Annotated in this window: 7 protein-coding genes, 2 pseudogenes and 2 CRISPR repeat arrays (1 of these 11 cut by a window edge); of the genes and pseudogenes, 2 read left to right on the top strand and 7 right to left on the bottom strand. The window is 48.9% G+C overall.

Going from position 1 to position 12,130, the window contains the following annotated elements:
- A pseudogene (locus BTA51_RS26160) lies at positions 1 to 122 on the top strand (IS3 family transposase); the annotation flags it as partial.
- Positions 123 to 1,564: 1,442 nt separating this feature from the next.
- Here BTA51_RS26160 and BTA51_RS26165 read toward each other — a convergent pair.
- From BTA51_RS26165 to BTA51_RS30715, 6 genes and pseudogenes are all read right to left on the bottom strand, one after another.
- Positions 1,565 to 3,718, bottom strand: a complete 2,154-nt coding sequence (locus BTA51_RS26165; protein WP_094712035.1) for a DEAD/DEAH box helicase — start codon at positions 3,716 to 3,718, stop codon at positions 1,565 to 1,567.
- Positions 3,715 to 5,034: an ATP-binding protein gene (locus tag BTA51_RS26170; RefSeq protein WP_094712036.1), complete on the bottom strand. Its 1,320-nt coding sequence runs from the start codon at positions 5,032 to 5,034 to the stop codon at positions 3,715 to 3,717. Before BTA51_RS26170 ends, BTA51_RS26165 begins: the two co-directional genes overlap by 4 nt.
- A gap of 22 nt (positions 5,035 to 5,056) precedes the next feature.
- Positions 5,057 to 7,144 carry a TerB N-terminal domain-containing protein gene (locus tag BTA51_RS26175; protein ID WP_168188295.1) on the bottom strand — a complete coding sequence of 696 codons (2,088 nt, stop codon included), beginning with the start codon at positions 7,142 to 7,144 and terminating at the stop codon, positions 5,057 to 5,059.
- 824 nt (positions 7,145 to 7,968) lie between these two features.
- Positions 7,969 to 8,436, bottom strand: coding sequence for a hypothetical protein (locus BTA51_RS26180; RefSeq protein ID WP_094712038.1), 468 nt, complete (start codon positions 8,434 to 8,436; stop codon positions 7,969 to 7,971).
- A gap of 205 nt (positions 8,437 to 8,641) precedes the next feature.
- A CRISPR array of direct repeats spans positions 8,642 to 8,960; the repeat unit is 35 nt; unit sequence GTCTCAATAGCCTAAACGGCTACACCTGCTGCAAC.
- A gap of 311 nt (positions 8,961 to 9,271) precedes the next feature.
- A pseudogene (cas2, locus tag BTA51_RS26185) lies at positions 9,272 to 9,529 on the bottom strand (CRISPR-associated endonuclease Cas2); the annotation flags it as partial.
- Between the two features lie 207 nt (positions 9,530 to 9,736).
- The gene (locus tag BTA51_RS30715) at positions 9,737 to 9,925 is read right to left on the bottom strand and encodes a hypothetical protein (protein ID WP_246841203.1); all 189 of its coding nucleotides are present in this window, start codon (positions 9,923 to 9,925) and stop codon (positions 9,737 to 9,739) included.
- Positions 9,926 to 10,032: 107 nt separating this feature from the next.
- Here BTA51_RS30715 and BTA51_RS26195 point away from each other — a divergent pair, with 107 nt between their 5' ends.
- Positions 10,033 to 10,269 (top strand): hypothetical protein, encoded by a 237-nt coding sequence (locus tag BTA51_RS26195; RefSeq protein WP_094712040.1) that lies wholly within the window; start codon positions 10,033 to 10,035, stop codon positions 10,267 to 10,269.
- On the opposite strand, the gene cas6 is transcribed toward BTA51_RS26195, so the two are convergent.
- Complete coding sequence (cas6, locus tag BTA51_RS26200) at positions 10,244 to 11,278, bottom strand: CRISPR system precrRNA processing endoribonuclease RAMP protein Cas6 (RefSeq protein ID WP_094712041.1); 1,035 nt, start codon at positions 11,276 to 11,278, stop codon at positions 10,244 to 10,246. The genes BTA51_RS26195 and cas6 overlap by 26 nt on opposite strands.
- Positions 11,279 to 11,501: 223 nt before the next feature.
- A CRISPR array of direct repeats spans positions 11,502 to 12,130; the repeat unit is 35 nt; unit sequence GTCTCAATAGCCTAAACGGCTACACCTGTTGCAAC; it runs 178 nt beyond the window's last position.

Genomic DNA, 12,130 nt, shown 5'->3' on the forward strand with positions numbered 1-12,130 from the left:
AAGCGCGAGCAGATATTTTTGATTACATCGAGCGGTTCCATAATCCTAGGATGCGGCGTAGAGTTGCCCTTCAGGATCGGAAGTTATCAGCCGTTTTAAAACCGTCCGTGGAAACGGGGTAGAACCCGTCACAAGAATCGTGTGTCAGTGAAGTACTTTATTACTGCGGTAAGTCAGATCAGGTTTCTCAAAACATTCTGCCTATTGATATATTGAAACAGGACCGCGATACGGCTGCTGAACGAGTGTTTATTACCTGTGAATGTCATTTTTACAATATTCTTAATTTACTTTGGCCCAAAACCCTCTGGACTACGCTGAGAGACTGTTATCCAGAAATGCCCCCCATACCTATTAACGTTGACTCCGCCAGCATCTGGATCAGATTCTCTGAGATCTGTCCTGGTGGAGACTTTTTAACGGACACAATTGGAAGATGGGCATATCGGAATGGTTATAGCGGTGTCAGGTTCCCGAGTGCACGTGCTTTCGAATTGGTAAGCAATCGACTTCACCACTGTGGGGCGACTCTACGAGACATTCTCAATGGTAGCCCCATAGGTGATGATTCGATCTACATCGATGATGTAATGGAACAGATTAACCATAGAGCTACAAATGTAGTTCTTTTCTCGGGAGCAGTAATTCTTAATGGAATTACAAGATATCGAGTCGCTTATGCTGATGGCTCTACATCAGATTGGATAGATAATAAACTACAGACTAAGCCAATGACGGAAATCGAATCTTTAATCGTAGAATCTGGAGGTTACTCCTGCTCTTCATTACACACTTATTGTCGCGAAGACTTAGTTATCGACCCTAAAGACCAACCACCACCATGGATCCCATAGATAAGTATTATTTGAAGTAATGACCCCTAGCCAATTATTTCAAGGCAATATGAACTCCCGAAAAAGCATCAATGCTTTTGTCTTCTGCGAGATAGCAAGCACTTGATCATAAGATGAATTCGAGAAATCCCAAAATTTAGGCTACCTGAGCTGATAGAAGGGTACCCGAGGCCCCTGCTCTGTATTGTATTTTCAGTTATTCGCAGGTCGGCAAGAGTTTCATGCGTTACACAATGCCGTTCCTGGTTCAGGAACTTGGAATGAAATAAAGCAGAGAACCTGCTTCATAGAATATTTCTTGCGTCAGGGCACTTTTCTGAAATCTTGATGGTAGCTAAATTGTGCAGGCGCTGCTTGCACAATTGCCCTGGTGCGACATTCAGCTCCTAAATATCGAGAGAAAAGCACAACCAATTTTAAACAGATCTAAAGCTACAGGGTAAGGATCATCATTAGAGTTTTTGATTAGCCAGCCCCCGCCCCCATCAATAGTTCCAGATCCAGAATTCATGCCTCTCTTAAAGAAAGATTCAATAAAATTGAAGACCATTCTTGATTCTGGAACTGAAATTATGCGCGATTATGCGTCCTATGCATAATTATGCAAAGGACGCATAATTTCAGTTTTTAAAAAACTAGGCCAGATAGCAAAGCTGACCTTGACCTGACAGACACCTCCTAAAAACCGGTCACTGTCAGGTCTGAACCATTCACATCAGGCCACTGATGTAGGCGGCTGCCCTTTCAACATCGAGCTTTTCCCGAACAAATGCCTCTCTTATCACGTCTTCAGAGAGGGATTCATCGAACTTACCTAGAGGCTGTGGCTTTATCTCGGCGGCCAGATCGTCTTGTGTGCAGTTGGTCAGGTAATCATGGATCTTACCGATCAAATGCTTTGGGTCACCGGTATATTGCACCATGACGCACGGCCCCATCCGTTCAGCAGGGTAATCGTTCAGCGTGGCCAAGATCTTCAGCGTATCGAGCATGCGGTCGTCATCCCAGATAAACCAAAATAAATTTCTGTCGTCCTGGACAAAGTGTCTTGTATCAACATGTCGATCATGAAAGTACTGCCGTGCGCGAGCCACCAATTCAGCAGATTGTGAATCACAAAAACGAGGAATATCATCGCGTAAATATAACTCGCGCATACGTTGACGAATACGCTGATGAACGGGCGCGGACTCCCCACCAAACGTGGGAGCTAGACCACTCTTAGCTCTGACCAGCGTCATCACCTTGGCCTGAGGGTCGATTGACTGAACCGCCCATCGGCGACCACTGAATATTAATAGCTGGCCTTCCATATAAGGGGTTGTCACGGGCAATGTACCAAGGGTTTTGCCTTTGGCTACTAGTCGATACTCCTCCGGCACTTCAAATGCAGTGTAAAAGGTATGGCTACTAACGATCCTCTCACCGACATCATCGACTATGAGTTCGCCAGTGGGCAGTTGTCGAACCACTTGATTGGCGCCAAGGCCCCTTAATACTCGGGCAAAAAAATCCGGAGTAATATTCTGCCAAGGCCCTTGCTGGCAAAGAGTTCTATATGCGCTGGCCGCGTTAATCCCCCCTTTGAATGCAATCATCGAAAGAATCTGCTGTACCAATGTGGAAAGGTGTAACGAATACTGATCCGGTGGCTCTACCCACCGTTCCAGCATCAGCTCAATTACTGCGATAGCCTGAAATAACTCAGCCTCAAGGAGGTCAATTGGTGATGGGTTATGACGATCACCATGACCTGTGACCAGCAATCGTAGTATGGCTGGCGTTCCCTCTCGGCGACCAGAGCGTCCCAATCGTTGTCGGAGGCTGCTGACATTCGCTGGCGCGCCGATTTGCGCAACGGATGTCACCTCGCCGATATCGATACCAAGCTCTAGCGTGGAGGTTGCCACCGCTGTTGTAGGTTTCTCTCCGTCCTTCAAGCGTTGCTCAACAAAGTGCCGAACATCTCTGCTCAATGAACCATGATGGGCGAAAAACTCCAAAGGTAACCCTCGGGTTTCACAAAGTTTCCCCAGCCGGTCGGTGATTTCCTCTACGGTTCGCCGACTATTGGCAAACACCAAATGGCTACTACCTCGAAGCCACAGGAAGAGATCCTGTGCCATTTCAATGGATACAGGCAGGTCATCTTGTGGCGGGATGTATGATTTCAGCATCAACTGTAGCTGCAGCGACTCATGCGCAACATCCAAATGGATTCCTGAGCGACTTCCATCCGGGCGGAGGAAGCCTAATGCCATATCCGGATCCCCAATAGTGGCGGACAAGGCTATCCGACAGAGAGGCCGACCAATAAGCTGCTCCAGACGAGCCAGTAGCGACAGTAGTTGTTGGCCTCTTTCGCGACCAATGAACGCATGAAACTCATCAATCACCACATAATGCAGATTCTGCACCCGTGCTTTGAGTTCGTGAGCTCGGGTCACAAACATGGCTTCCAGAGACTCCGGTGTAATCAGCAACACTCCCTGGGGCGACTTCCATGAGCGCTTTTTCAGGCTGGAACTGATATCTCCGTGCCAGGGGGTAATTGCCGTCCCAGAACTCTCACAAAGCAACTCCAAGCGCTGGAATTGATCATTGATCAGGGCTTTCAGGGGGCTTAGGCATAATACTCCGTATCCACATTCAGGCCCGCTATCTTCCAGCCAACTGATAACGGGTAAAAAAGCGGCCTCAGTTTTCCCTCCGGCTGTAGGTGCCGTGATGAGGATGTCTTTGCTAGCATCAAGGATTACGGGAGTTGCTTTTTCCTGGACCGCACGCAGCGACTGCCAGCCCTGACGGTATATCCACCGCTGGACCCCATGGCTGAGCCGGTTAAAGCTATTTGACTCACTCACAGCTTAAAGTTCTCGAGACCACCTGTGTTGCTCTCACTGGCATCGTGAATGTCATGCTCTGAGGGGCGATCCTCCTTAATGCGGACCTGCTCAATAAAATCGCGCCAATGTTTAGCAGGATATTGCTCAAGCATCGAAAGCAGGTTCACAAATCCTCGCACGGTTTCCCGAGGGGTTTTGAAATAAGCCGCCCCGATAGTTTTCTGGCAGTGATTCATAAACGCTTTCAGGCCTTCATCATCAATGAGATATTGATCCGAGTCTCCACCAGCGAAAACATTCCGAATATTACCAAGGAGGAGGAACAGCTCTTCTGGAGTGAGGTTCTGCAGATGGATACTGGGTTGATTGAAGTCGACAAGTCCGGACTGCTCAGCAAAGCGATTCGGTGCCAAGCGCGAAGCTAAGGCGTCATATGAGCATAATCCGCGGCGAGGATCGAATAACGCTTCTGGTGTGATGCCAATTAATACGCCTAAGTTCTGGGCGCCGGCACCGGATTGTAGAGTGTCATTCAGAATCCGCAAGATCATCTCGTAATTGGTCGTTCGGGATTGAGAATTGGCTATTTTGAAGAGATTGACTGCTTCATCGAGCATGACAAACAATCCCCCGTAGCCAGCCATGGTGACGAACCGAGTCATCAGCTTGAGTGCATCGTAGATGTTCGAGTCATCAATGATGGTGCGGACATCCAGCTCCTTCCGAGCCTCTGTCTTAGTGGTAAACTCTCCTCGCAACCACCGCAGTGCAGCCGCCTTCAACGATTCATTACCCTGTTCATGGCCACGGCAGAAACTGGCGACCACCCGGGCGAAATCCCAGCCCGCCACCAAGTCCTGAAGCGAGGATAATCGCTCTTCAATAACTTGATCCGCCGAGACAGCTTTTTCTTCTGCATCTTTGAGGGCTTGTGCCACGAACATTTCGATGATTCCTGCCAGGGCATTGCCCTCTGGACGGTTGCGTGTGGCCATATTCGAAATAAGTTCTGAATACAAACTTCTCGCCTGTCCCCCTGATGCTACCAGTCTGCGTTCGGGAGAAAAGTCTGCATGGACGGTCACGAGCTTATGCTCAAAAGCTACTTGTCGCACCAGATGCAGGAAAAAGGTCTTCCCAGCGCCATAGTCACCAACAATCAATTTGAACACCGACGAGCCATCCGCCACAGCTTCCACGCTTCGTATCATGGCCTTGATCTCGGGGGCACGCCCAACCTGGATAAATTGTAGTCCTTGTGCTGGCACAACACCCGCACTGAGCGCACGTAATATGCCGTCACGTACACGGGGGCGTATTTTCTTCGCTGTCATTGTTATCTCCAAAATTTTGTACTTACGCCGGCATCACGTCGCGGTAGACTTCAACCGGGTCACCCAGCTCAAGCAGGCTATCTCCCAGAGCTTCAAAGGCTGCATCATTAATCGCTTCCAATGCCCCCTGGGCCAGCAGGTCAAGCTCACGGCATTTTGAAGTGATCTGGTCCATGCTCCATTCCTCTCCTGTCAACAGCCATGAGGCTAGTTCTTCATGTGCCGGGTCAAGTCGGCCTTCATGCCAAACATCACTGGCCGAGTTAACGTCAGCCTGAGCTTCCTCTATCTCTGGTTCATCCTGAAAAATGCGATGCAGGACGTCCTGGACCTCTTTAGTGGATTCCGCATGAGCTATAAGTGCCGATTCATCGAGGCGAATTTCACTTCCCTGATCTTGATCTGTGGTATCTGGTGTTAATGTTTGTGTGGGACTGACAACTGAGGTATGCAGGTATTGGGTGACCAAGGCTGGATCAAGACCTAGCCGTCCGTAGAGTTTCTCAAGTTGCTTGATTTCGCTACTTGGTAGCTCTCCGTCAGCTATCGCCACACTGATCAGCGTTTTACCGATCTCATTTCTTTGAGAGTCTGTAAGAGTGTCAATCTGTTTCTTCAATCCAGCGGTGCTTGGTGGGTGTCCTAGCCGCCAGTCAAGATAGGCTTCGAGGTATTCTCGTTCCCTGGAGTTTGGATGTGCATTGACTATGCGCTGCAGCGCAGTTTTCTCGTTACGATGAATGTTGCCATCTGCTATGGCAAGAATACAGCCCATATGTACTGAGAGGGCAACCCATTGGCCTTCTGGTGAAAGTTCACCTAGCCGTGGCCCACGATATACAAGGACGGTGTCCTCAGCTTTGATGGCTGAAGAGGTAATTTGTGGATCCGGAACCAATACGTAGCCACAGGTTTCTAATGCAGTGGCCATTTGTTTCATCTGGGCGGCACTTACCTTTTCTTCCACGGGTATACCGATCAGCTTACCAAGTGTAGTGACATCCGGTGATCGGTGCTTTTCAATAAACACTTTCACCCGCTGGATAACTTGGTGCAGCTTAGGTACTGAATCAGTGGGCACTCCTGAGGGCCACGCCGCAAGGATGCCCGCAATATCTTTCTTCGCAACTGATTTGGCCAACGTTCGGAGTGCAGGCATTACCTCTTCATGGACTGCTATGAGCTGAGATATGGGCCGCTTTAAACCAGTGGGGTCGCACCAACTATCTGGCACTTGCAACTGAGACACGTCACCCAATCCCCGTGATGCAGTATTTACCCACAATTGGAGTTTGGTTTTGCACGAAGGTACCTTCAATCCGCCTTTAGTTGCAGTTTCATATACTGCTTTAAATAACGAACGGAGCACCGGGTACTGCTCACGGATGGTCTTGGTTCTGCTAACCGGGCCAAAGCCCAATATCCAATGTAAAGCCCAGTCAAAATCCAATGGAGTATCCGGAGTGGTATTGGCCACTTGCGCTATCGCATACTGGGCAGCAATCGATTTGTTACTGGGGAATGAGGACTTTCGTTCACCTAAGCGGTTAGGCCAGTATACAACGTAGATGACATCCAACAGCTGAGTGGAATAGCTTTCGAAGCTACGGTTGTGTGCGAACAACTTACGAAGGCGTAGTAGTTCACCAACAATGTCAGAAAGGTTTTGATCCCTCTGTTCAACTGAATCCTGGCCTGCGTCGCGTAGCACGTAGCGCTCGAAGCCATAAAAGTACAAAAAAACGTACCCTAACTCATCTGTATCCCCCCTTCCTTCACATAGCCACGTTAGGTACCGATTACGCTGAGCGGCGTTGATTCGCGAATAATTCGGCCAATAATCTAGAGGATCAGCCAGCTTCACTTTTTTCACGGGGAGTTTGGGGTTGATAACCGCCGGTTCTTCATCGAACGTTTGGTCTGAAGTGTTACCGAGATAGATCAGACCTCCAAGCTCATAACCGTGGACGCTGACGCTTTCTCCCTTACCAAGGAATCTGAACTTTTGCTTTGTCTGCTTGGGAATCGAATACGACGCCGACCCAACATTTACGGTTCTGGATCTTGGCTTCTCAAACGACGACCTGACTTCAATTGTTGTGCTGATCACAGGCTCTTCTATCTTTGCGCTGGGCGGTTTTCGTGAGCGGAAAATTAGATATAAGGCAATAGGAAGTCCTATGAACAATACTATGATCCCAACCCCGGGATACCCTTGGCTGCCCAGAAGTCCTACTGTAAACAGCCCCCCTAGAGTGGTAAGCAACGCATACCACAATTTCTTTAATAACGACTTCATTCCCAATTCGTCCCTTCACTCTCTGTAATCTGACGTTTCCTATACTTCGGCCAGCCATTAATGGCAATGAAGTGAAGCGCCTCAAGGTTGTTCGAATCTTATTGATACGTCGAACCCCTAAGTCCCATCATTCTGCGAGATAACCCACATCAATTGCTTATTCTTTCTATGGCTACTCAGACTCACCCCATCAAAAATGTTGGTGAACAATATGATTTTAGCTAATTATTTGAGGAGGAAAATTGAGACTGGCTTTAAGACCAACTTTTCCCGTGAAGTAGGCTACTTTTTGGACATTCTTAATAAGCAGCATTCATCGACGACCATCGATGTGGCTAGAAGAATGTATCGGGATATTGCATGGACTTGGCTGTTTGCATCGCCTAGGGGGGAGAATCGCAGCAACCTTGATGTTGGCTCACCAAGGCTGCTGACCGGCACTGGTTTCAGGTATACCTGCCACAGCACCCATAAAAGAGAATTACTCTCATGAACGGTTAGAGACTGTAACAACCCTTGTTTAGCGAAGCAACATGCAAAACGCTATTACCCTGGCGATAACGTTGAACACCAGACGGCTGTAGTCCGTTAGTTTGAACACTTCTAAAAAGGGCGCAATGTGTCAGAGGGATAGGTTATTTATAGGCTAACTCTAAGGCCTTGAGTACAACATGTTTCGGAGGGGAAGTGATGTCTGGCAATAGGGGCTGCCCGTCACTGATCGTTATGCGAAAGCTATAGTCATGCTGAAGGTTTGTAATTCGATAACTATTGTCCTTTGCGGTTCGAAATATTCCCCATTCCAGGTCGTTCCATTGGGCAACTTCCTTTTCCGTTCCATCAACATTGGCAATCGCTACCAACGCTGTTTCAAGCCGCTCCACTCTCTTCTGAGCTTCTTCAAGCGCCTTTCGGGTCGTCGTTTGTGTCTGCAGTTTCTGATTCAGGGACTTCTGAATATCTTTGTTTCTTTCTCGTTGCTGAGCGAGGTTTTTCTTGGCTTTGGCAAGTTCTTTGTCTTTGTTTTCAGATTCTCTGATGTACTTTTTCCAGCTTCTTCTGTAAAACCTGAAGTTGCCGGGATAACGCCATGATCTGATCATCCTTGGTAATTTCTTCAAGTCTTTCAATAAGCTGAGCTGTTGATACTTCGGTCTGCATACCCTTCTCGGAACCTAGCTGGGATCAATCGAAGACTATTTCAAAAAATGATCAACTTCAAGCAAGGAGGGGCTTGCTATTGATCATCTATGCACCTCGGAAAGCGTACATTCACATTGTTGTACGCAATCAACCGAGAGGTTGCTTTTATCCTAATTTACATGGGCTAAACCTGCTGCAACCTATCTCTACTACGACAATCACCGTGGGTATGATTTGTCTCAATAGCCTAAACGGCTACACCTGCTGCAACAAAGTACTTCCTACCCTTTCCGAAAAGGTCAAAAGTCTCAATAGCCTAAACGGCTACACCTGCTGCAACGCAATGCTGTACTCTGCGCATGAGATGAGCAGCACACTGTCTCAATAGCCTAAACGGCTACACCTGCTGCAACCGGTCTTGATAATATTCAACCAGACGGCACATACACGTCTCAATAGCCTAAACGGCTACACCTGCTGCAACAGCACCCCTTTTTTTCCTTTGGGATACAAGAGATTATAGCCCCAATTCGGCGAGTCGAAACTTTTCGACTGAAAATACCAGTCTATTTTGCTGATTTTGCCCAATATGGTCATCTAACCTATTGATTCTATTGAACTGGTGAGACAAGCCTCATGCCATTCCTAATAAATATACCCAATCTGTTTGATTTAAAGGCCCTTTACCAGCCAAACGCCTGCGAACACCAATATTAATGATTTATATCGCCAATTTTGGTTTGTGGTGCAGGTTTATAACTCTGGAGTATGAGCAGAGCTTCTCGCCTGCCAGGCTCATACTACGATGATTCCTGGGAAACAGCCAACGGCTTCTCCGCTTGGTGTCAGGGATTTGGCTCGACAGTCCGCGCATAACCGGTACAGCGTTAACCGGTCACCTTCTTCCAGGTGCGTTTTTAGATTCTCATAGAGTTCTGTCAGGGCTTGGCGGTCCGGGACGGCAATTTCATAAACCGAATACTGCACCCGCTCACCATACTCTCGGAGATAACGCCCCACACGATCCCGGGAGCGGTCATCGCTGATGTCGAAACAGACGGCATAGACTTCCCAGCGGGGTTAGCTCTTCTAGTCTATCTGAACGATTTGTCCGGGCAGCCATCATCTGTAAACTTCAGTCAATTTTTGGACGTAGCCAACAGGGAGATGGGCTTAGTGTGCACTGAAAATCTTTATATCGTAAAAGAGGAGTTGTATCGGATGGGGAATGCGACCTCTCCGCGATTATCAAAAGTACGCTCAAAGGAAATTACGACGATTGAAACGAATGGTATAGAAATAATTGTCGCGAATGGCAATGGCGTCAGTGTGTTTAATAGAGAGGGTCTGGACCGATGCCCACTCGTTGGCTGGGTATGGGAAATCAGCAAAGGGACACCATTCCCGCCGGGCCTCAAACTTGTTCAGGATGGGTCTTTTGACCATCACATGATAGTCCCTACACAGAATATGCCACTGAGCAAGTACATTGGGTTGCTTGAGCAAATGGCGATACACTGCAAAAAAGCATTTAAGAAACTAGCATAGGTTGGCACATGAGAGAATTAGAACTGAAGGTAAGTCGATCAGCCTTCAATATGTTGTGGTGTTCTCTGCACGACAGGGAAGCAGCATTGCTACGAGTAGTGGAAAAGTACGGAATTGACTCTGATGAGGGTGCTGATGCATTGAATGATGTGACGGCCTTAAGATGCTACATGGCGGAACTCAAGGATCAAGCAGAGAAGGTTTTTGACGCCAACGCCTTTATAATCGAGGATGAATATCTCTGAAGATAGAGTGGCCCATTCGGGCAGCAATCACAGGGTATCCTGACAGGCTGGCCGGAGGCAGGTTGCGCTCCAGCAATGGCGTGGCCGCCTGCACTACCGGTAACGCCGAAACCCCTTCACTGTCGAACAGTTGATAGCGGCCCAATCCGAAGGCCCGGCGTTGCCCGATGCCGGTATATTGCCCCAGAACAAACAGCGAATACGTGGTATGGCTGAGCCGGTCGGTGGCAAGCTGGATTTCGCCGCATAAGCCGCCGACAGGCTTGGACTGTCCGCTGTCGTTTCGATAGGATGCATCTACCCAGAACAATTGGGTGGCTTCGGGGATCATATCCAACACTTCACCGCCGCTTCTGGCAGGTGTCGGCACCCCACGACGTCTGATCAAATCTGCGAGGGCATCATAAGTCCGGTCAGCTAACAATGAGGACGTCAGATCTTCCCGGCAGCGGCAGTAACGCTGCTCTCCCTTTAAACCCTCACGCCTGGCCTTGTCCCGTAGAAGCCGGACTGGGCTGAGCCAGCGCAAGGTCAAGTGGCTGCCCCGTAGCATACCGGTGTCGTCCGCTAAATGCTGTGCCGAATATTGAAAAAGGTCCTTCACCCTGGTGACGGTGGCACCTGTCCACAAGTCTTCCAGGCGGACGCACATCAGGTTGTCCCGTAACGGCATACGATCATCCAGCCCCGTCAGGCCTTCCGGTAATGCGTGTAATCGAGCCATGATTTTTGCAAGTAATAGCTCCGCGCCGGCAAAGGCATACACCACAAAGCGATAGCAGTCTCCGGGAACATACGTGCCCCGTCCTGATTCTGGCGCATCCAGGGTGAACAGCGTATCCAGATGATCTCGGGTATCGGTGAGTCGACACAGAAAAGCGTACAACGCGGGCTGGTGGAAAAAAGAGAAATGGGCCTCGGTGGTAAACCTGAGGGTGACCGTCATGGCCCGCAGAGGGAGCAGTGTTTCCAATGGCAGCAGACTTTCTTCGGTTTGGGGCTTCTCCATGGTCGTCCTTCCACGTTAGATACAACACCCGAAACAGGCTCGGACTGCCGCAGAGGACACGGCGCCAGAACCTGAAGAAGATATTAGACCATGTCGAGGGAAACGCAATTTTGGGTGAAGGAATAGGATAAAGGCGACCCGCAGGAGGACATTGCCGACCACGTTTAACGGCTAAGCCTGCTGCAACCTCTAGAAGCTCTTGGTATTAACGTAGAAACACAACGTCTCATTAGTCTAAGCGGCTATACCTGCTGCAACCTACGCTGACCGGTGGGAACTGGGCTACGCTGACGTCTCAATAGCCTAAACGGCTAAGCCTGCTGCAACTGTGTGATGTAGGCACCTAGTACGCCAACGAATGTAAGTCTCAATAGCCTATACGGCTACGCCCGCTGCAACATCGCCGGTGGCAAACGATACGTAGGTAGCCTTGCTGTGTCTCAATAGCCTAAACGGCTACACCTGTTGCAACCTCCAACAGAGAAAAACGAGATCATTTGGACAGAGTCTCAATAGCCTAAACGGCTACACCTGTTGCAACCTCCAACAGAGAAAAACGAGATCATTTGGACAGAGTCTCAATAGCCTAAACGGCTACACCTGTTGCAACCATCCTCACCCTCTCTGGCTGCAAAAGCGGAGGCGGTCTCAATAGCCTAAACGGCTACACCTGTTGCAACACGTAAACAGGAACGTGAACGTTGTATGGCGGTCCTCAATAGCCTAAACGGCTACACCTGTTGCAACGGATATAAAGGATCTAACCTGAAAATCACTATTACAGTGTCTCAATAGCCTAAACGGCTACACCTGTTGCAACCATGGATTGGCGGGAACTCGTTTCCTGGTATC

Origin of the sequence: Hahella sp. CCB-MM4 (assembly GCF_002260525.1) — a bacterium.
Classification (GTDB): domain Bacteria; phylum Pseudomonadota; class Gammaproteobacteria; order Pseudomonadales; family Oleiphilaceae; genus Hahella.